Below are 21188 nucleotides of genomic sequence, written 5' to 3' on the forward strand. Positions count from 1 at the left end.
TGGAACGGAACAGGCCGCGACCCGGAGTCGCCTCCGGCCCGCCGGCCCTCCGAAATCAGCGGAACAGGATCGACGACAGCTTGCGGCGGCTCTGCACCGTCAGCGGGTCGGTCGGACCGAAGGCCTCGAAGAACTTGACGAGCTGCTTGCGGGCGGCCTCGTCGTTCCAGGCGCGGTCGCGGCGCACCAGCTCCAGAAGCTCGTCCACCGCGGCCTCGCGCTTGCCGGCGGCGAACAGCGCGAGCGCGAGATCGAAGCGGGCCTCGTGGTCGTCGTGGTTGCGGGCGACCTTCTCCATCAGCTCCGGGATCGGGCCGGCGTTGGCGGCCTGCTCGGCGACCTCCAGGGCGCTGCGCACCGCGGCGATCTCCTTGTCCTTGGCGATCTGCTCCGGCACCTTGTCGAGCATCTGCTTGGCGCGGGCCAGCTCGTCGTTGACAATCAGGCAGCGGACCAGCCCGGCGTAGGCCACGGCGTTCAGGTTCTCCGGATCGGCCTGCAGGATCTCGCCGTAGATCTCCGACGCGGTCTGGGTGTCGCCGGCCTCCAGCGCCTCCTTGGCCTGGGCCAGAACCTCCTCCATGATGTCGCCCTCGCCACCGCCCGCGGCGCCGGCCAGCTTCACCAGCTTCTCCACGAAGGCCTTCACCTGAGACTCCGGCAGGGCGCCCATGAAGCCGTCCACCGGACGCCCCTGGAAGAAGGCGTAGACCGCCGGGATCGACTGCACGCGGAGCTGCGAGGCGATCATCGGGTCCTTGTCGGTGTCGATCTTGACCAGCCGCACCTTGCCCTTCGCGGCCAGCACCGTCTTTTCCAGGATCGGGCCGAGCTGCTTGCACGGGCCGCACCAGGGCGCCCAGAAATCGACGATCACCGGCACGGACTGCGACGCCTCGATGACGTCGGCCATGAAGGCGCGGTCGCTGCTGTCCTTGATCAGGTCACCGGCGGCGGGAGCGGCACCGGCGGTGGCGGGCTTGTTGGCGGGCGGAATGGAGAACATGGCGGTCACGTATCCCTTTGCGATCTCGCGTGATAGATGAGCGCACGGGGCGCGTTAAGCAAGCGCCGGCTGACAGTCCGGCGGCTCCTCCCCGAAGGGCACGATCAGTGGCTCGTGCCCGCCGGCCCGGAGGAAGCGCAGCAGGTCCGCGGCGGCGATCGCCGTTGTGCGGTCGTTCAGCAGCGGATGGTAGTTCAGCGGGTCGTGGGCCAGCATCTGTTCCTGCAGCACCACCCTCACCCGCCGCTCATGGTCGTTGACCAGCGCGAAGGGCGTGACCGAGCCGGGCCGCACGCCGAGATGCCGCCACAGCCGGTCGGCGGAGGCGAAGGACAGCCGCCCCGACCCGATCACCTTGTCGAAGCGGTTCAGCTCCACCCGCGCGTCCTCCAGCGCGACGACCAGCCAGTGCTGCTCCCTCTTGTCTTTCAGGAACAGGTTCTTGCAGTGGCCGCCGGGCAGCGCGCCGCGCAGCGCCTTGCTCTCCTCCACCGTGTGCAGCGGCGGGTGGCTGTGGGTCACGGTGCGGATGCCGAGCGCCGCGAGATGCTCCAGGAGCTGCTCCGGGCTCGTCGGCAGCGGCTCCTCGGCCCTGCCCTCGGGGGTGTCACGGGTGTCCATGGAGCCATCTTTAGCGGCGTGGGAAAAATTCGTCCGGGAAAATCTGTCCGGGCGCCCGAGAAAAGTGAAACATGACGCTTGCATTGCGCCGATCCATGAGTATAGTCCGCCGCACGCCGCCGGACGGCACCGACACAAGGGTCCGAACGGCAGCGAAACGGAGCGCGGGCGTAGCTCAGGGGTAGAGCACAACCTTGCCAAGGTTGGGGTCGAGGGTTCGAATCCCTTCGCCCGCTCCATTTTCCCGACGGAGGCGATGAACCTCCGCAAGGGAAGCAGGACAGTGGATGGAAAGGCTGGACCTTCGGGTGCCGGCCTTTTTCGTTTTTCCCTCCCGGCGATCCCGCTCCCCGCGCGTTGCGATTCCGCAACCGGCGCCTCACCCTCCCCGACTTCCCTCGCCCCGAATCAACGCAGCCATACAGGGCGCGCCGCCAAATGGCGCAATCGAAAGGTGCGAATCCCCGCAAAATTCATACTTTTGTAGGTCATTCCACGCGCACATATCCCATATGATCGCGTGAATAAATTTACTTATTGGCAACCTACTTGCGTATGACCCCCGGAAGGACTAAGCTTCAAATGCGAAACAAATAGAACTTCTATCCGTTTAGGGTTGTATGCACCATGGATGGTCCGGTCATGTCGGACGGGCTGAGCCCGTGATTTTCCCGGATAGGGCGCTTCTGTCCGGCCGGCGTCCGCCGCTCCGGCAACGCCGGTCCTCCCCCGCCTGATCGTCACCGGCTCCGCTGTCGTCGCGCTGCGACCGGCGGTGCCGCTGGTCGCGCTTCCAAGCCCCGCTTCGTACAGCCCAGACGGCAATCCGCCCAGACGACAAGAGGTCCTTCCCATGGCTATGCAACGCTACATCGTGAATTTTCCGCGCCTGTCGCCGGACATGCTGGATATCTGGAAAACGGTCCCCAGCAGCATCGCGTCCGACGTGCAGAACCGCTGCCAGAGCATGGACGCCCGGATCAAGCCCTGCGCCCCGGGCATGCGCCTCTGCGGGCAGGCCCGCACCGCCGTGTCGATGCCGGGCGACAACAGCATGCTGCTGACCGCCTGCAGCCTGGCTGAGCCGGGCGAGGTGGTGGTGGTCGCCGGTGCCGGCCTGGAGGAGGTGGCGCTGGCCGGCGAATGGGTGGTCCGCGGCTGCAAATCGCGCGGCCTGGGCGGGCTGGTGATCGACGGCTCCGTCCGCGACCTTCAGGAAATCCGGACCATCGGCTTCCCGGTCTTCGCCAAGGGCTCGGTCCCGCGCGGCCCGCACAAGTCCTTCGGCGGCAAGATGGACGTTCCGGCCGGTGTCGGCGGCATGGTGGTCAATCCGGGCGACCTCATCATCGGCGACGACGACGGGGTGACCGTGGTGCCGCTGGCCGTGATGGACGAGGTCCTGAGGCGCTGCCTGGACCTGATGGCCAAGGAGAAGGTCTGGTCGCAGCAGCTCGACGCCGGCAAGTCGCTGATGGAGGTTCTGGGCGTGCCGGAACCGGAGATCGTCGAGACGCCCACCCTGCGCTGACCCCCGGCGCCTCCGCCGGACCACGCGAGCCGGTGAACCGCACAGTCCCCCAAGCCGCCCCCAAGACCGGTTTCAGCCGCCATGACGCTCATCTTTCAAATCGTGCTGCCGATGTTCGTCCTGGTCGCGCTCGGCTTCTACGCCGGGAAATCGGGCAATTTCAGCAACACGGCGGCTCAGGGGCTGTCGCGATTTCTCGGCATTTACGCCCTGCCGGCGCTGCTGTTCGCGGCGATGGCCAAGGCGAAGATCCCCGATCCCATCGAATGGGGCTTCGTGGCGTCCTTCTTCGTCGCGGCCTTCATCATCTTCGGGCTGGGCGCCGCCTGGATGCTGTCCATCCGACGCAAGGACGAGGCGGCGATCGGCGGCTTCGCCCCCTCCTTCTCCTCCATCGGCCTGCTCGGCGCGCCGATCCTGATGGACGCCTACGGATCGTCGGTGGCCATCCCGGTGATGCTGCTGATCCTGTTCCAGTCGCCGCTCCTCTTCACCACGGCGACGATGATCGCCGAGGCGCAACGGACGGCGGGCGGGCGGCCGGTCGCCGCCGCGGTCAACGCCGTCAAGGCGACCCTGCTCAGCCCGATGATCCTGTCCATCGTCGTCGGCATGGGCTTCAACCTGACCGGCGTCCATGTGCCGGACGCGGTCATGAAGGCGGCGGACTACGCCGCGGCCACCGTCCTGCCCTGCGCCTGCTTCACGCTGGGCACCTCGCTGTCCTTCGGGAAGCTGTCTGGCAAGTTCGGCCAGGCGCTGGTCCTCGCGGTGATGAAGACGGTCCTGCACCCGGTGCTGACCTGGGTCCTGGCGGTGGAAGTCTTCCATCTGCCGCCGGACTGGCTGGCCCCCGCCGTGACCGCGGCGGCGCTGCCCATCGGCGTCAACGTCTACGCCTTCGCCGAGCGCTACCAGACGGGGCGGGAACTGGTTTCCATGTCGCTGCTGCTGTCCACGTTGATGTCCCCGATCTCGATTTCCGTCGCCTTCATGGTGGCGATGGGCTGATGCGGTCATTTCGCCGCATGCGACTTTCATTATGCGTCCATTTGACGCTCATCACGCACGCCATATCGCGCGGAACTCCAGGGAACCACGCCAGATAGAAAGCATTCGCCGAAAATTGCTGTAATTTCCGGATGCCCGATCCGGCAAGCACGATTGATACACGAATAACGACGTTGTATCTTCCACCTTGAAGCGTCTAAACCGCTTTCATCGGATCGATTTGACAGCGTTGGGTCCATGAACCGCTCCTTTTCGCGAGAACGACGACCGAACGCCGCCGGCATGCCGGCGACGGGATCGGCCGCCCACGAATACAGACATACCGAAGTATGCATCTGTTCTGCACAAATGCAGGATGGTTTTTCGTGTCGCTCCTGACCGACCGATTCAATGCCGTCAAAATCAATGACCGTCGATCTTTACGAGAATTTCAGAAAAGGAGGCCCAGCCTGTGTCCGCATCGGGACGGGCGGGATCTCCCGGGACCCCACCGCGCCCGCGGCCAAGGGGTCTTCCGCAATACCGCAGGAAAGAAGGGCATCCAGATGATCATTCGCAGCAAGTTCCTGGCGCTGGCGGCCGGGACCCTGGCGCTGGCCATGTCGACGACCGCTCTGTCGACGGCCCGGGCCGCCTATCCCGAGAAGCCGATCACCGTGGTCGTCGCCTACGACGCCGGCGGGTCGACCGACGTGACCGCGCGCCTGCTGGCTCCCTTCATCGAGAAGCATCTGGGCGGCACCCGGATCGAGGTGGTGAACAAGCCGGGCGCCGGCGGCGAGATCGGATTCGCGGCCATCGCCGACGCCGCGCCGGACGGCTACTCCATCGGCTTCTGCAACACGCCGAACATGGTGTCGATCCCGATCGAGCGTCAGGCCCGCTTCTCGGCGGACCGGCTGGACCCGCTGGTCAACGTCGTCGACGATCCGGGCGTGTGGAGCGTTCCCGGCGACAGCACCTTCAAGACGCTGAAGGACGTCGCGGAGCACGCCAAGGCCAACCCGAACACCGTCACCGTCGGCACCACCGGCGTGGGCTCGGACGACCAGCTCGCCATGCTGCTGGTGCAGCGCCAGGCGGGCGTGCAGTTCACCCACGTGCCCTTCTCCGGCTCCGCCGCCAATTACAAGGCGATGCTCGCCAAGAAGATCCAGATCAGCGGCCAGAACCTTGGCGAAGGGCTGCGCGGCCAGGCCTCCGACCAGATCCGCGTGCTGGGCGTGATGAGCAAGGAGCGCTGGAAGGCCGCCCCGGACATCCCGACCTTCGCGGAGCAGGGCTACCCGGTGCTGATGGCCTCGCTGCGCGGCGTCTGCGCGCCGAAGGGCCTGCCCGCCGACGTGCGCGCCAAGCTGGTGGACGCCGTCACCAAGGCCGCGACCGATCCGGAGTTCGTGGCGAAGGCCGAGGCCAAGGAAACCTTCCAGCCGCTGCGCGTCCTCGGCCCCGACGCCTTCGCGGCGGAACTGAAGCAGCTCGACGGCGAGCTGAAGTCGCTGTGGCAGTCGTCGCCCTGGCTGAAGTGATCCGGGGCTGAAGCGATCCGGGCGGGCTGGTCCGTCCGGGTCCGGCCCGTCCCCGAAACCGTCCGCCGCCGGCCGACCGGCCTGCGGCGGGTGCGGTTCCAGCCCCCATGACCATCCGGCTGACCATCCGGCGCCAACGGACCGGCCAATGGTTGAAGCAGGTGCTCCATGACTTTCCTCAATCACCTCCACATTCCCACCAAAATGGGAATCCCGGCGGCGACAGCGATTTTGGGCATGCTTGCCATCGCGTTGCTCGGCGGCTCCGCCATCACGGAACAGTCACGCCTGCTGGACACGCTGTTCAACCGCTCCTTCACGCGGGAAGCGGACGTCCAGGCGTTGACCGACACGCTGACCGTCGCCCACGCCGGCCTCTACCGGACGGTGATCCTCAGCACCGCCAACGCCTCCCCCAAGGCGGTCGAGGATGAATCGAAGGCCCTGACCGAACAGATCACCAAGCTGAAGGTCCAGGCGGACAAGATGAAGGGCCAGTCGGCCGCGACCGAGGAGGAGGGGCAGATCCTCCAGCGCTTCGGTTCCGACACCTCCGCCTATCAGGCGAAGGTGACCAGTTTCCTCGATCTTCTGAAGATGGGCGTCGATCCGCTCGACTTCCTGCAGGAGGTCCAGGCGGCCTATGGGCGCCTGAACGGCACCGCCCGCGATTACCTGACCTACCAGCGCCAGCAGTCGGCCGACGCCTACGCCAACGTGAACGCGTCGGTCGACGCGACCACCCAGGCCTTCGTCGCCGCCGCGATCGTCGCCCTGCTCATCACGGTGGGCGTGGCGCTGTTCATCGGCTTCAACATCGCCCGTCCGGTGGTCCGCCTGACCACGGTCATGGAACGGCTGGCCCAGGGCCGGCTGGAGGACGAGGTGCCCGCCGCCGAGCGCGGCGACGAGATCGGCCAGATGGCCCGCACCGTCCGCGTCTTCAAGGAGAACGCGCTGCGCGTCCAGGAGATGGCGCGCGAGCAGGAGGCCATGCGCGCCCGCGCCACGGAAGAGCAGCGCCGGGCCATGAACAGCCTCGCCGCCGACCTGGAGGCGTCGGTCAAGGCGATGATGGGCGAGGTGGTGCGCTCCGCCGACTCCATGCGCGGGGAAGCCAACGTCATGCTGGAGAACGCCCGCCAGACCAGCCACCACAGCGATTCGGTCGCCCATGCGGTGCAGGAGGCGACGAGCGAGGTGGAGAGCGTGGCCGCCGGGGCCGAACAGCTCCGCGCCTCCATCGACGAGATCACCCGCTCCATCACCCAGTCGACCCAGCTCGCCCGCGGCGCGGTGGACGAGGCGGGGCGGACCGACTCGATCGTCCAGGGCCTCAGCGAGGCCAGCCGGAAGATCGAGGAGGTGGTCGGCCTCATCAACAACATCGCCGGCCAGACCAACCTGCTGGCGCTGAACGCGACCATCGAGGCGGCCCGCGCCGGCGAGGCCGGCAAGGGCTTCGCCGTGGTGGCGCAGGAGGTCAAGAGCCTCGCCAACCAGACCGCCAAGGCCACCGACGAGATCGGCGCGGAAATCGCGGCGGTGCAGGCGGCGACCACCGCGGCGGTCAACGCCATCCGCGCCATCGTCAACACCATCCGGCAGGTCGACGAATCGCTCAGCACCGTCGCCGCGGCGGTGGAGGAGCAGGACGCCGCCACCCGCGACATCAGCGAGCGCTCCCAGCGCGCCGCCACCGATACGGTGGCCGTGCTCCAGGAAATGCGGCTGGTGCAGCAGGCGGCGGAGACCACCGGCCACTCCGCCGGCGCCGTCCAGACCACGACCGAGGAGCTGTCGCGCAGCTTCAACCGGCTGGACAACGAGATCGAAGCCTTCATCACCCGCATCACCGCGGCCTGACCCGTCAGGGCATCGCCCATGAAAAAGGCCCCTCTTCCATGTGGAAGAGGGGCCTTTCCTATGCGGCCTCGCCTGTTTGCTTTGCCCCGATCACTTCAGCCCAATCACTTCAACCCAATCACTTCAACCAGGGGAACTCGCGCCAGAGGTTGCGGAAATCGCCGTCCAGTTCCTTCAGTTCCGCGGAGAAGGCTTCCGAGTCGAGGATGCGCAGCGGCTGGTAGGTGTCGCGGGCCTTGCTCTGGAATTCCGGGTCGTTGGCGGCCTTGGTCACCGCCTCCACCAACTTGGTGCGGATCTCCGGCGGCAGGCCCTTCGGCGCGCCGACGCCGCGCAGCGACGCCATGGTGATGTTGTAGCCCAGTTCCTTGAAGGTCGGCAGGTCGGGCGCCATGTCCCAACGCTGCGTGCTCATCACGCCCAGGATGCGGATGTTGTCGCCGCCGGCCTTGCCGCGCAGCCCCTCCCCCAGGTTTTGGCCGCAGATCTGGGTGTGGCGGCCGAGCATGGAGCGGTAGTTCTCCGCGCTGCCGGGAAACGGCACATGGGTGAAGCGGACGTTCGCCTGGCGCTGGAGCAGCAGCATGCCCAGATGGTCGTCCGACCCGACGCCGGTGGAGCCCAGCGTGATGGTGTTCGGGTTGGCCTTGGCCTGGGCGACCAGATCCTCCACCGTCTTGTAGGGGCTGTCGCCATGGACCGTCATGATCCCCGGATCGTCGACGATGTTGACCAGCGGGTCCAGCCGGTCGAGCGTGAAGCGGGCGTTGCGCTCGATCGGGATGGTGACGACGTTCGGCGTGTTGATGAAGCCGATGGTGTAGCCGTCCGGCGTGGCGTCGGCGATGGCGGCGAAGCCGATCTCCCCCCCGGCGCCGCCGCGGTTCATCACCACGATCCGCGCGCCGCCGCCCAGATATTTTTCGATGAAGGGCGCCAGCATGCGCGCGGTCACGTCGGTCGATCCGCCGGCCCCATAGGCGACGATCATGGTGATCGGCTTTTCCGGGTAGGCGGCCTGGGCAGCCGTCGCGCCCAACATCAGGGCACAGGAGGTCAAAAGAGTGGAAAAGAAACGTCTGGCTTTCATGGTCGGCTCCGCCAAATGCTGCCGCAAGATCACCACAACGGAGCGCCGCCAAGGAGCGCCCCCGCGGTAACGGTTGCACAATTCATAGTAACACGATTTATCGTACACAATAGTATTTATGGCGCAACCAGAGTGAGAGAAATTGACACATTGCCGCGCCGGTCATCGTTACCCGAAGACCTCGGCAAAACGGCCTTTCCACCTGGGAAAGGCCGCTCGGTCCGTTTCCATCACGCGATGACGGAGGTCAGTTGATCGGTTCGGCCCGGTTGCCGAACAGGGCGCGCAGCTTGCGCCCGATCGCCGCGACCAGAAGACCCTGGTTGCCGCCCTCGGGCCTGGGGAACCAGTCCGGCTCCTCGGCCTGGATGCGGCGGACCACCGTCAGGAACGCCTCGACCACCAGCGGGTCGAAGTCCTTGCCCGCCCGTTCGGCGATCCAGGTGATGGCGTGCTCCACCCCCCACGCCTTGCGGTACTGGCGGTCGGTGATGAGGGCGTCGAACACGTCGGCCACGGCCATGATCCGCGCCGACACGGGAATGGCCCCGCCGCGCAGCCCCTCCATGTAGCCCGACCCGTCGTAGCGCTCGTGGTGGTAGCGGGCGATCTCCGCGGCGATGGACAGCAGGCTGCGCCCGCGCAGGGGCAGCGCCGCCTCGCTGAGGATGCGGTGGCCGATCACGGTGTGGCGCTGGATGGCCGCCATGTCGTTGTTCGCCAGCTCGCCGGGGATGCCCAGCGTCTCGTCCGACACGCTCAGCATGCCGACGTCGTGCAGCAGGGCGGCCAGCCCGACCTTCTCCACCAGTTCCTCGTCCAGCTCGTCGGCGAAGCGGCCGTGGACGCGCAGCTCGCGGGCGATGTCGCCGACCAGTCGCTCGATGCGCTGGAGATGGCCGGCGGCGGCGTTGTCCTTGTATTCGGCGAGCGACCCCATGGCCAGGACGGTGGCCTTCTGGGCGGTGTTCAGCTCCTCGAACAGCAGGGCGTTCTCGAAGGCGATGGAGCATTTGTTGCGGAACAGCTCCAGCAGCTGCCACTCGCGCGCGGTGCCCTCGTTGTTGTGGCCCTCGACGTAGATCATGCCGATGATTCCGCCGTGGGCGCGCAGCCGCAGGGCGCAGTAGCCCGGCTCCACGATGGTTTCGGAACTCGGGCTCAGCCGCTCCAGCGCGGCGGCGACGTTGGGCTCGCCCAGCTCGGCGACGTCCACATCCTTCCACTTGGCGAAGCGCCCGGTGGAGGCGCGCACGCGGATGCGGCGGTCGCGCGGCAGCGTGTCGCCCTGGATGCACAGCAGGGCGTGCCGCCCGATGCCCAGCAGCCCGACGACGCGCGGCAGGATGTTGGGGAACAGCACGTCCGGGGTGCGCATCTCCAGCAGGCCGGTGGTCGCCACCAGCATGCGGGCCAGCGCCTTGCGCCCGGCCGCCTGGGTCTGCAGGTTGATGAAGGCGCGCAGCCGCGGGACGACGGCGGTGCGCAGGGTGCGCGCCGTCAACCCGTCCTTCAGGCGGTAGTCGCTGACGTCGTGGCCCTCCACCACCGCCTCTTCCGGCGCCCGCTCGGGATGGGCGGTGCAGACCAGAATGCGGACGCGGCTGTTCCCCAGATCCTTGCGGATATGGTCGATGAAGGCGAGCCCTTCGGGCGGCCCATCCGCCGCGGGGTCCAACACCGGCTCCAGCAGGACGGCGGCGGTGTTGGGGTTGCGGTACAGCGCCTCCCGCGCCTCGGCGGCGGTCGCGGCGGTCAGCACCGACACCGGCGCCCCATCCAGCGCGAAGCCGTCGAGCGCGGCGCGCGTCAGCCCGGCCAGCGCCGGGTCGGGATCGACCACGAGCACATGCAGGCGGGGCTTGGCGGGCGGAACCGGGTTGGCCTCCGGCGGGCGGGCGTCGTCGTTGGGCATGATCGTCTCGGTGGTTGCGCGCCAGGAGCACGCCTGCACAAAAAATACGCCCACTTCCCGACTCATTCAACTTTCATCGATTTGGACACGAAGGGCTTCTCCGTAATGACCGCCTCTTCCGGTTACGCCCCTCCGCCTGTTGCCTGTCGCGGCAAATCGGCTACCCTCTTGCCTACAACGGCGGCCAACCGCCGCAAAAAATCAGGGAAGGATTGGAGCGATGGCTCTCAGGGCCGAACAGCTCAAGGACGAGCTGACCGAAGAGGTCGTGCGGCAGGTTCGCGAGCGGCTGGGCCGCACCCGCGCCGCACCGGCGGAGCGCTTCGTACGGCAGTTCTACGACAACGTCCCGCCCGACGACATCATCCAGGCTCCGGCGGAGCAGCTCTACGGCGCGGCGCTCGCCATGTGGCAATGGGGCCAGCAGCGCGAGGCGGCGGACCGCGCCAAGGTCCGCGTCTACAACCCGCGCGTCGAGGAGCATGGCTGGCAGTCCCACCGCACGGTGGTGGAGATCGTCAACGACGACATGCCCTTCCTGGTCGATTCGGTGACCGCGGAGCTGAACCGCCAGGGGCTGACCGTCCATCTGGTCATCCACCCCGTGGTGCGGGTCAAGCGCGACGCCGACGGCCAGCTCGTGGAGATGTACGAGCCCGCGGCGGCCCCCACCGACGCGGCCCCCGAATCCTTCATGCATGTCGAGGTCGGCGCGGTCACCGGCGCCGCCGCGCTGGACCAGGCCCGCGACGGGCTGGAGCGCGTGCTGGCCGACGTGCGCGCGGCCGTCGCCGACTGGCGGGCCATGCGCCAGCAGGTGCGCGCCGCCATCGTGGAGGCCGACTGCGCCCGCGCCGCCGTCCCGGCGATCATCCCGGACGACGAGGTGGACGAGGCCAAGGCCTTCCTGTCCTGGGCCGACGACGACCATTTCACCTTCCTCGGCTACCGCGAATACCGCTTCGAGAGCGGCGCCGACGGGGCGGACTCCTCGCTGGGACTGGTCGCCGGCAGCGGTCTGGGCATCCTGCGCGACGACTCCGTCACCGTCTTCGACGGGCTGCGCAACTACGCCACCCTGCCGCCCGACGTGCGCGACTTCCTGCGCAACCCGCGCGTCCTGATGGTGACCAAGGGCAACCGCCCCTCCCCCGTGCACCGTTCCGTCCCGATGGACGCCATCCTCGTCAAGCGCTTCAATGCCGAGGGGCGGATCGTCGGCGAGCGGCTGGTCGCCGGCCTCTTCACCTCCGTCGCCTACAACCGCAGCCCGCGCGAGATCCCCTACCTCCGCCGCAAGGTCGCGGAGGTGATGGAGCTGGCCGGCTTCGACCCGCAGGGCCATGACGGCAAGGCGCTTCTGCACATCCTGGAGACCTACCCGCGCGACGAGCTGTTCCAGATCCAGGTACCGGAGCTGCTCGACATCGCGGTCGGCATCCTGCACCTGCAGGAGCGGCAGCGGCTGGCCCTGTTCGTGCGCAAGGACCCGTTCGAGCGCTTCGCCTCCTGCCTCGTCTACGTGCCGCGCGACCGCTACGACACCACGCTGCGCCGGCGCATCCAGTCCATCCTGGAGGCCGCCTACGACGGCACCTGCACCGGCTTCACCACGCAGTTGACCGAAAGCGTTCTGGCCCGCCTGCATTTCATCATCCGGACCGAGCCGGGCCGCGTGCCCGCCGTCGACGCGACCGATCTGGAGGCGCGGCTGGTCCAGGCGTCGCGCGGCTGGGACGACCATCTGCGCGACGCGCTGGTCGAGGCCCATGGCGAGGAGCAGGGACGCACCCTGTTCCGCCGCTACGCCGACGCCTTCCCCACCGCCTACCGCGAGGAGTTCAACGCGGAGGCCGCCGTCTTCGACATCGACCGCATCGAGAAGGCGACGGCCCAGGGCACGCTGGGCATCAACCTCTACCGCCCGCTGGAGGCCGAAGGGGACGAGCTGCACGTCAAGATCTACCACGAAGGCCGCCCGGTGCCGCTGTCCGACGTGCTGCCCATGCTGGAGCACATGGACCTGAAGGTGATAACCGAGGCCCCCTTCGAGATCGCCATCGCCGGCCACGCCGCCCCGGTGTGGATTCACGACTTCACCGCGCGTTCGCAGAACGGGCTGCCCATCGACTGCGCGATGGTGAAGGAGAAGTTCCAGGACGCCTTCGCCGCCGTCTGGGACGGCCGGATGGAGGATGACGGCTTCAACCGCCTCGTCCTTCGCGCCGGCCTGACCGCGCGGGAGGTGACGGTGCTGCGCGCCTACGCCAAGTATCTGCGCCAAGCCCGTATCCCCTATGGGCAGGACGTGGTGGAAAGCACGCTGGCCGGCCATCCGGCCATCGCGCGCAAGCTGGTCGCCCTGTTCCACAGCCGCTTCGACCCGGCCCGCCGCCCGCAGAACGATCCGGGGCTGGCCGCGGAGATCGAACGCGCGCTCGACGGGGTGAGGAACCTGGACGAGGACCGCATCCTGCGGCGCTTCCTCAACCTGCTCTGCAACACGCTGCGCACCAACGCCTATCAGAACGGCGCGGACGGGCGGCCCAAGACCTACCTCTCCTTCAAGATCGACAGCCGCCACATCGACGACCTGCCGCTGCCCCGCCCGATGGTCGAGGTGTTCGTCTACAGCCCGCGGATGGAGGGCGTCCATCTGCGCGGCGGCAAGGTGGCGCGCGGCGGCATCCGCTGGTCCGACCGGCGCGAGGATTTCCGGACGGAGATCCTCGGGCTGATGAAGGCGCAGATGGTCAAGAACACCGTCATCGTGCCGGTCGGCTCGAAGGGCGGCTTCGTGGTGAAGCGCCCGCCGCCGCCGTCCGCCGGACGCGAGGCGGCGCTGGCCGAGGGCATCGAGTGCTACAAGACGCTGATGCGCGGCCTGCTGGACATCACCGACAACCTCGACGCCGAGGGGGCGGTGGTGCCGCCGCCCGAGGTGGTCCGCCACGATGAGGACGACCCCTATCTGGTGGTCGCCGCCGACAAGGGCACGGCCACCTTCTCCGACATCGCCAACTCGGTGTCGGTGGACCACGGCTTCTGGCTGGGCGACGCCTTCGCGTCCGGCGGCTCCGCCGGCTACGACCACAAGAAGATGGGCATCACCGCCCGCGGCGCCTGGGAATCGGTGAAGCGCCATTTCCGCGAGCTGGGGCACGACACCCAGACGCAGGACTTCACCGTCGTCGGCGTCGGCGACATGTCGGGCGACGTGTTCGGCAACGGCATGCTGCTGTCGAAGCACATCCGCCTGCTCGCCGCCTTCGACCACCGGCACATCTTCGTCGATCCCGACCCCGACGCCGCGCGGAGCTGGGAGGAGCGGCAGCGCCTGTTCGACCTGCCCCGCTCCTCCTGGGCGGACTACGATGCGTCGCTGCTGTCCGCGGGCGGCCGCGTCTTCGACCGCTCCGCCAAGTCGCTGGAGCTGACGCCGGAGATCCGCCAGCGCTTCGGCATCGCCAAGGACCACGTCACCCCGCTGGAGCTGATGCAGACCCTGCTGAAGGCCGAGGTGGACCTGCTGTGGTTCGGCGGCATCGGCACCTACCTGAAGGCGGCGGAGGAGACCAACGCCGAGGTCGGCGACAAGGCCAACGACGCGCTGCGCATCGACGGGCGCGACGTGCGGGCCAAGGTGATCGGCGAGGGCGCCAACCTGGGCGTCACCCAGCGCGGCCGCATCGAGGCGGCGCAGCACGGGGTGCGGCTGAACACCGACGCCATCGACAATTCGGCGGGCGTGGACACCTCCGACCATGAGGTGAACATCAAGATCCTGCTGAACGACGTGGTCGTCCGCGGCGACATGACGCTGAAGCAGCGCGACCAGCTGCTCGCCGCCATGACCGACGAGGTGGCCGGTCTGGTGCTGGCCGACAACTATCTGCAGAGCCAGGCGCTGACCGTCGCCCGCGCGCTGGGTCCCGACGCGCTGGAGGCGCAGGCCCGGCTGATCCGGTCGCTGGAGAAGGCGGGGCGGCTGAACCGCGCCATCGAGTATCTGCCCGACGAGGAGGAGCTGTCCGCCCGCATGGCCAACCGCGAGGGACTGACCCGGCCCGAGCTGGCGGTGCTGCTGGCCTACGCCAAGATCACGCTCTACGACGATCTGCTGGCGTCGGACCTGCCGGACGATCCCTTCATGGCCGACGACCTCACCCGCTACTTCCCCAAGCCGCTGCGCAAGGCCCATGCGGAGGCGGTGGGGCGGCACCGGCTGCGGCGGGAGATCATCGCGACCAGCGTCACCAACAGCCTCGTCAACCGCACCGGCCCGACCTTCGTCAAGGAGATGATGGAGAAGACCGGCATGGGGCCGGCGGACGTCGCCCGCGCCTACACCATCGTGCGCGACGCCTTCGGCCTGCGCTCGCTGTGGACGGGGATCGAGGATCTCGACACCGTCGTCCCGGCCGCGCTCCAGACCGGCATGATCCTGGAGACGGTCCGCCACATGGAGCGCGCCGCCGCCTGGTTCCTGGCAAGCTGCCCGCAGCCGCTGGACATCGCCCGCGAGACGGAGGCCTTCCGGCCCGGCATCGAAACGCTCCTGGCCGGTCTGGACAACGTGCTGGACGCCGAGGAGACGGCCCGCCTGACGGCCCGCGTCGCCTCCTACCAGGAGCAGGGCGTCCCCGCCGAGCTGGCCCGTCGCATGGCCGCCTTGCCGGTGCTGGCCGCCGCTCCCGACCTCGTCCGCATCGCCGGGCGCACCGGGCGGGGCGTCGCGGACGTCGCGGCGGTCTACTTCATGCTGGGCCGCCGCTTCGGCCTGGAATGGCTGCGCGACAAGGCCGCCGCGGCGAAGGCGGAGAACCATTGGCAGAAGCAGGCGGTGGCCGCCCTGGTGGACGACCTGTTCGCCCACCAGACCGCGCTGACCACCCGCGTTCTGGAGGCGGTGGACCAGCTTCCCGCGGAGGCTCCCGTTGAAGCCTGGATCGCCCACCGCCGCCCGGTGGTGGAACGGGTGGAGCAGCTGCTGTCCGAGTTGCGCACCCAGCCCAACGTCGACCTGTCGATGCTGGCGGTGGCGAACCGGCAGCTCCGCGGACTGACGGCGGGGTAAACGGCTTGAAACCCCTCGTCCGGCCCCCTTCGGGCGGGTCCGGACGAGGGTTTCCCATGCGTCCCGCCCGCTTTCCGGCTATGGTGCGGCCATTCCAAGGAATGTCCGCCCAACCGGAGCCCGCCGCGATGACCGACCCCCAGCCGACCCTGAACGACGCCATCCGCCTGCTGCGGACGAACGATCTGGGCGGGGCGGAGGCGGCCTGCCGGGCGATCCTGGCGACCGACCCGCACAACGCGCAGGCCTTGCACCTGTTGGGCGTCGTCGCCGCCCACACCGGCCATCCCGACGGCGCGCTCGACCTCTTCGCCCTGGCCATCGCCGAGGACGGCAAGGACCCGTCCTTCCATAACAGCCGCGGCAGCCTGCTCTTCCAGCTCGGCCGCGCCGCGGAGGCGGAGGCGGCGTTCCGCGCCGGCATCGCTCTCAATGACCGCCTGCCGGAGCTTCACGGCAACCTGGGCAACGCGCTGAAGGCGCTGGGCCGGCTGGAGGACGCCGAGGGCGCCTTCCGCGCCGCTCTGGCCCTGCGCGACGCCGCGCCGGAAATGCACAATTTCCTGGGCACCACCCTGCGCGAGCTGGGCCGGCTGGACGAGGCGGAGGCCGCCTTCCGCGCCGCGCTGGAACGGGCGCCGGAGTATCTGGAGGCCCGCTACAACCTCGCCGAGGCGCTGAGCACCCGCGGCGCCCTGGAGGAGGCCGAGGAGGCGTTCCGCGTGGTGATCGCGGCGGCGCCCCGCTTCGTCCCCGCCCATGTCGGCCTCGCCCACACGCTGCAGAGCCTCGACCGCGCCAACGAGGCGGTGGAGGCCATCGAGGCCGCCCGCGCCATCGCGCCGGACCACCCGCTGGTGCAGTTCACCCGCCGCCTGATCTATTCCAACGCCGTCCCCGGCTGGCATCTGCCGATGATCAACGATTTCGAGCGCAACGACGCCTATGAGGCGGCGCTGAAGCGCGCGGTGACCCCGGACTCGCTGGTCCTGGAGATCGGCACCGGCTCGGGCATCGTCGCCATGATGGCGGCGCGCGCCGGGGCGCGGAAGGTGGTGACCTGCGAGGTCAACCCGATCCTCGCCCGCATCGCCCGCGAGACCGTCGCCAACAACGGCTACGCCGACCGCATCGACGTGGTTCCGAAGCTGTCCACCCGCCTGTCGGTGGGCGAGGGCGGCGACCTGCCGGAGAAGGCCGACGTCTTCGTGTCGGAACTCATCAACATCGGCATGCTGGCGCCGCGCATGCTGTCGGTGCTGCAGCACGCGCGCACCCATCTGGTGAAGCCCGGCGGCGCGATCATCCCGCGCGCCTCGACCGTCTACGCCATGCTGGTGGAGACGCCGGAGTTGGCCCGCATCAACCCGGTGAAGCGCATCGGCGGCTTCGACATGTCGACGTTCGACGTGTTCCGCTCCCCCGGCTACCAGCAGATCGACCTCGGCGCCGACACCCACACGCCGCTGTCGGCCGCCTTCACCGCGCTCGATTTCGACTTCACCCGCAACATGCCCGAGGAGGGCGGCCACGAGATCGCCGTGGAGATCACGGCGGAGGGCACCTGCCACGGCGTCGCCTTCTGGTTCGACCTGCAGATGGACGAGGAGGTCACCTACCGCTCCGAAAGCCGGGCGCGGACGAACCACTGGAAGCAGGCGATGACCTATCTGGAAACGCCGATCCACGTGCGCCCCGGCGACCGGCTGACCATCGTCGCCCGCTACGACAACAACCAGATTTCGTTCGGCGTGGGCGGCTGAGCGAACGCGAGTCTTCGGGTTTTCCCGCGGGCCGAAGCCAGCCGATCGACGCCGAACCGGAGAGAACCCATGAGCACCGACGAGTCTTCCGAGCGCATCGCCACCGACATCGCCGTCCCGCTGCCGGACCTGTCGGATCTGGAACGGCAGAAGGCGGAGATCGAGGCGATCCAGGCGCAGATGACACGGTTGCGCGCCCGGATCGATCAACGCCTGGACGACCAGCGCCCCACCATCGACCTCGTCCCGGTCCACCTCGACGAACCACCGCCGGCCGTCGAGTAATCCGACCGATGACCACCGCCAACGACACGCCGAGCCGCCGTGCCATCGCGTCCTGGTGCCTCTACGACTGGGCGAACTCGTCGTACAACACCATCGTCACGACCTTCATCTTCTCCGTCTACTTCGCCCGCGGCGTGGTCGGGGACGAGGTGGCCGGGGCCTCGCGCTGGAGCGCGGCGCTGACCGTCGCCGGGCTGCTGATCGCCCTGCTCAGCCCCGTTCTGGGCGCGGTGGCCGACCGGACGGGGCGGCGCAAGCCGTGGATGGCGCTGTTCACCAGCCTGACCGTGGTCTTCTGCGCCGCCCTGTGGTGGGTGAAGCCCGACCCGTCCCACGCCCTGTTCGCCCTGGTCTGCGTGGTCATCGGCACCGTCGCCTTCGAGCTGGCGAACGTCTTCTACAACGCCAGCCTGACCGCGCTGGCGCCGCCGCGCATGCTCGGGCGGATCTCCGGCTGGGGTTGGGGCATCGGCTATTTCGGCGGGCTGGCCTGTCTGGTGGTCGCCCTGTTCGTCTTCGTGAAGTCCCCCGCCCCGCTGTTCGGCCTGCTCGACACGGCGGAGCAGGCGCCGGTGCGCGCCACCGCCCTTCTCGCCGCCGCTTGGTACGGGCTGTTCGCCATCCCCTTCTTCCTGTTCGTCCCGGACGTGCCGGCGACCGGCCTCGGCATCCGTCAGGCCGCGCGGGAGGGCATGGCGACGCTGCGCCGGACGCTGGCGGAGACGCGCAAATACCGCAACACGCTGCGCTTCCTGATCGCCAGCGCGATCTACCGCGACGGCATCAACACAATCACCGCCTTCGGCGGCATCTTCGCCGCCCACGCCTTCGGCATGAGTTTCGAGGAGATCCTGCTCTTCGCCATCGCGCTGAACGTGGTGGCCGGCGTCGGGGCCATCGGCTTCGCCTGGGTGGACGACCGGATGGGGGCCAAGCCGACCATCCTGGTCAGCCTGATCGGCCTGACCGCCTTCGGCGTGCCGCTGCTGCTGGCGACGGAGAAGGCGTGGTTCTGGGTGCTGGCCCTGGGGCTGGGCGCCTTCTTCGGGCCGGCGCAGGCCGCCGGGCGGTCGATGATGGCGCGGCTCGCCCCGCCGGGCATGGTGGGCGAGATGTTCGGGCTCTACAGCCTGACCGGCCGCATGGCCGGCTTCGTCGGGCCGCTCGCCTTCGGGCTGGCCACCGCTCTGTTCGAGAGCCAGCGGGCCGGCATGGCGAGCGTTGTGGCTTTCTTCGTGATCGGTTTTGGGCTTATGCTGGCGGTTCGGGAGCCGGCACCGGGCGATGCGAATACGGTGCGACAGTCCGCCGCGGCATGACGGCGGATTCACCCAGCGGAAGCTGCTAACTTGCCTTTTGCTGCGACGCACAACGAACTTGGCGCGGAGGGCGGAACGGACATGTTGCACATCAAGGACATCGAGGCCTTCGCGCACATCAACGAGGCGCTGGCCCGCGACCACGCCGCGGCGCGTGGGGAGAGCGATTCGGCGGGGCATCCTTCGCCCCATCATCCCGCGATGCACCCGGCGATGCTCATCGCCATGGCGGCGACCGGACGTCTGAAGCCGGAAGACGGTGCGGACGGGAAAACGTCGCAGTCCGACGCCGCCGCCTTGCTGGCGCGGCTGATGGGCGCGCGGCGGGGTTCGTAAACGCGCTGGGGGTGTCGGCGTGATGCCCCCACCCCGGCCCTCCCCCGCTTCGCAGGGGAGGGAGAATGGTCCCCTCCCCTGCGCAGCGGGGGAGGGTTAGGGAGGGGGCAATGGATGAGCCCCCACCCGCCTCAGTGCCGGAAGTGGCGCATCCCGGTCAGCACCATCGCCAGACCCTTCTCGTCGGCGGCGGCGATGACGTCGTTGTCGCGGATCGAGCCGCCGGGCTGGATCACCGCCGTCACGCCGGCTTCCGCCGCGGCCAGCAGGCCGTCCGCGAAGGGGAAGAAGGCGTCCGAGGCGACCACCGAGCCCTTGGTCAGCGGCTCGCTCAGGCCGGCGGCCTTGGCGGCCTCCGCCGACTTGATGGCGGCGATGCGGGCCGAGTCGACGCGGCTCATCTGGCCGGCGCCGACGCCCACCGTGGCGCCGTTCTTCGCGTAGACGATGGCGTTCGACTTCACATGCTTGGCGACGCGGAAGGCGAAGAGCAGGTCGGCCAGTTCCTGCTCGGTCGGCGCGCGCTTGGTCACCACCTTCAGGTCGTCAAGGGTGATGCGGCCGTTGTCGCGGTTCTGCAGCAGGAAGCCGCCGGAGAGCTGCTTCACCATCATCCCCGGCTCGGCCGGGTTCGGTACGTCCTTGGTCAGCAGGACGCGCAGGTTCTTCTTGGTGGCGAGCAGGGCGCGGGCCGCGTCGTCGGCGTCCGGGGCGATCACCACCTCGGCGAACAGCTTGGCGATTTCCTCCGCCGTGGCGGCGTCCAGCGGGCGGTTGACGGCGATGATGCCGCCAAAGGCGCTGACCGGGTCGCACAGCAGGGCCTGCTTGTAGGCCTCCAGCAGGTTCGCTCCCTCGGCCACGCCGCAGGGGTTGGCGTGCTTGATGATGGCGACGGCCGGGCGCTCGAATTCGGCGACCAGCTCGAAGGCGGCGTCGGTGTCGTTCAGGTTGTTGTAGGACAGCTCCTTGCCCTGGAGCTGGATCGCCGTCGCGACACCCGGACGCTGCTCGCCGGTGACGTAGAAGGCCGCCTGCTGGTGCGGGTTCTCGCCATAGCGCAGGGTCTGGCTGAGCTTGCCCGACAGGGTGGTGCGCGGCGGGAAGGTCTCACCGAGCTGGCCGGCCAGCCAGGAGGAGATGGCCGCGTCGTAGGACGCCGTGCGGGCGTAGGCGCGCTGGGCCAGCGTGCGGCGGAGCGTCAGCGTGACGGCGCCGTCATGGGTCGCCAGCTCGTCCAGCACCGCCTCGTAATCCTCGGGGTCGGTGACGACGGTGACGAAGTCGTGGTTCTTGGCGGCGGCGCGGATCATCGCCGGGCCGCCGATGTCGATGTTCTCCACGCAGTTGGCGTAGTCGGCGCCCTTCGACACCGTCGCCTCGAACGGGTAGAGGTTCACCACCACGAGGTCGATCGGCGGGATGTCGTGGGTGGTCATCGCCTCGGCGTGGATGTCGCGGCGGGCCAGGATGCCGCCGTGCACGCGCGGGTGCAGCGTCTTGACGCGCCCGTCCATGATCTCCGGGAAGCCGGTGTGGTCGGAGACCTCCTTCACCGGGATGCCGGCCTCGGCCAGCCGCTGGGCGGAGCCGCCGGTGGACAGGATCTCCACGCCCTTGGCCGCCAGCGCCTGGCCGAGCGCGACGAGGCCCGTCTTGTCGGACACGGAGATCAGCGCGCGCGTGATGCGGACGAGATCGGGGGCGGGCGAGTGGGCGACGTTCGGCGGGCTCATCGGGGCATCCTGGCTGTCATGGAACCGGCTGCGGCGAACCGGGCATGGGAAGACGGGACCTGAGCCGTCGGGGACCTGACCGATCCGGAAAAGCGAAACACCC

14 protein-coding genes and 1 tRNA gene are annotated in these 21188 nt (G+C 68.8%); 10 read left to right on the forward strand and 5 right to left on the reverse strand.

The features are described 5' to 3' along the window. Positions 1–55: 55 nt before the first annotated feature. Positions 56–1006, reverse strand: a complete 951-nt coding sequence (locus JJL56_RS06895; protein WP_145622899.1) for a thioredoxin family protein — start codon at positions 1004–1006, stop codon at positions 56–58. Positions 1007–1060: 54 nt separating this feature from the next. Further along, on the reverse strand, positions 1061–1627 hold the full coding sequence (locus JJL56_RS06900; RefSeq protein WP_145622900.1) for a prolyl-tRNA synthetase associated domain-containing protein: 567 nt from the start codon (positions 1625–1627) through the stop codon (positions 1061–1063). A 164-nt stretch (positions 1628–1791) separates the two neighbouring features. On the opposite strand from JJL56_RS06900, the gene JJL56_RS06905 reads away from it, so the two are divergent. The 5 genes from JJL56_RS06905 to JJL56_RS06925 all read left to right on the forward strand — a co-directional run bounded on the left by JJL56_RS06905 (position 1792) and on the right by JJL56_RS06925 (position 7564). After that, positions 1792–1866: transfer RNA gene (locus tag JJL56_RS06905), tRNA-Gly, on the forward strand. Between the two features lie 614 nt (positions 1867–2480). Then, positions 2481–3158, forward strand: coding sequence for an RraA family protein (locus JJL56_RS06910; RefSeq protein ID WP_200484679.1), 678 nt, complete (start codon positions 2481–2483; stop codon positions 3156–3158). Positions 3159–3239: 81 nt separating this feature from the next. After that, on the forward strand, positions 3240–4169 hold the full coding sequence (locus JJL56_RS06915) for an AEC family transporter (protein ID WP_145622902.1): 930 nt from the start codon (positions 3240–3242) through the stop codon (positions 4167–4169). A gap of 545 nt (positions 4170–4714) precedes the next feature. Beyond that, a complete protein-coding gene (locus JJL56_RS06920; protein WP_145622903.1) occupies positions 4715–5698 on the forward strand; it encodes a tripartite tricarboxylate transporter substrate binding protein in 984 nt (327 codons plus the stop codon). Between the two features lie 237 nt (positions 5699–5935). Next, positions 5936–7564, forward strand: a complete 1629-nt coding sequence (locus JJL56_RS06925) for a methyl-accepting chemotaxis protein (protein ID WP_247889227.1) — start codon at positions 5936–5938, stop codon at positions 7562–7564. Positions 7565–7682: 118 nt separating this feature from the next. On the opposite strand, the gene JJL56_RS06930 is transcribed toward JJL56_RS06925, so the two are convergent. Further along, a complete protein-coding gene (locus JJL56_RS06930) occupies positions 7683–8654 on the reverse strand; it encodes a Bug family tripartite tricarboxylate transporter substrate binding protein (RefSeq protein WP_200484682.1) in 972 nt (323 codons plus the stop codon). A gap of 247 nt (positions 8655–8901) precedes the next feature. Beyond that, positions 8902–10569, reverse strand: coding sequence for an HD-GYP domain-containing protein (locus tag JJL56_RS06935; protein ID WP_145622906.1), 1668 nt, complete (start codon positions 10567–10569; stop codon positions 8902–8904). A gap of 220 nt (positions 10570–10789) precedes the next feature. On the opposite strand from JJL56_RS06935, the gene JJL56_RS06940 reads away from it, so the two are divergent. The 5 genes from JJL56_RS06940 (at position 10790) to JJL56_RS06960 (ending at position 19349) form a co-directional block, all read left to right on the forward strand. Beyond that, positions 10790–15646, forward strand: coding sequence for an NAD-glutamate dehydrogenase (locus tag JJL56_RS06940; RefSeq protein ID WP_200484685.1), 4857 nt, complete (start codon positions 10790–10792; stop codon positions 15644–15646). Positions 15647–15774: 128 nt separating this feature from the next. Next, a complete protein-coding gene (locus JJL56_RS06945) occupies positions 15775–17409 on the forward strand; it encodes a tetratricopeptide repeat protein (RefSeq protein WP_145622908.1) in 1635 nt (544 codons plus the stop codon). Between the two features lie 69 nt (positions 17410–17478). Further along, complete coding sequence (locus tag JJL56_RS06950; protein ID WP_145622909.1) at positions 17479–17694, forward strand: hypothetical protein; 216 nt, start codon at positions 17479–17481, stop codon at positions 17692–17694. Positions 17695–17702: 8 nt separating this feature from the next. Continuing rightward, positions 17703–19013 carry an MFS transporter gene (locus tag JJL56_RS06955; protein WP_145622910.1) on the forward strand — a complete coding sequence of 437 codons (1311 nt, stop codon included), beginning with the start codon at positions 17703–17705 and terminating at the stop codon, positions 19011–19013. 81 nt (positions 19014–19094) lie between these two features. Next, on the forward strand, positions 19095–19349 hold the full coding sequence (locus JJL56_RS06960) for a hypothetical protein (RefSeq protein ID WP_200484688.1): 255 nt from the start codon (positions 19095–19097) through the stop codon (positions 19347–19349). Between the two features lie 131 nt (positions 19350–19480). Here JJL56_RS06960 and purH read toward each other — a convergent pair whose 3' ends face one another. Further along, entirely contained in the window at positions 19481–21085 is a 1605-nt protein-coding gene (gene purH, locus JJL56_RS06965; protein ID WP_145622912.1) for a bifunctional phosphoribosylaminoimidazolecarboxamide formyltransferase/IMP cyclohydrolase, read from the reverse strand. Between the last annotated feature and the right edge of the window lie 103 nt (positions 21086–21188).

Origin of the sequence: Azospirillum aestuarii (assembly GCF_016632405.1) — a bacterium.
GTDB classification, from domain to species: Bacteria; Pseudomonadota; Alphaproteobacteria; order Azospirillales; family Azospirillaceae; genus Azospirillum; species Azospirillum aestuarii.